At 30.0% G+C, this 257-nt stretch carries 1 protein-coding gene; it reads left to right on the top strand.

The features are described from left to right. A partial coding sequence (locus AOA60_RS03695; protein ID WP_143522369.1) for an ATP-binding cassette domain-containing protein occupies positions 1 to 257 on the top strand: 257 nt, incomplete at both ends.

Raw genomic sequence — 257 nt, 5'->3', positions numbered from 1 at the left:
ACCTACTTCAGGTGAGATTTTAGTAACAGGTGAAGACATAAGTAATTTGAGTGATAATCAATTAGCACTTTTTAGAAGGCAGCATTTAGGCTTTGTCTTTCAAGAATTTAATCTATTAGATAGCCTAACAGTTAAAGAAAATATTATGTTACCAATGATATTAGAGAAAAAATCAGTTTCTCATATGGAAGAAAAGGCATATGAGGTAATGAGTTTGTTTCATATTTTAGAAATCGCTGATAAGTATCCATATCAAG

Origin of the sequence: Pseudomonas sp. 2822-17 (genome assembly GCF_002742485.1) — a bacterium.
Classification (GTDB): Bacteria; Pseudomonadota; Gammaproteobacteria; order Pseudomonadales; family Pseudomonadaceae; genus Aquipseudomonas; species Aquipseudomonas cyclaminis.
Note: the sequence above shows the minus strand (reverse complement) of the source record. Positions and strands in the feature narration are given on the sequence as shown.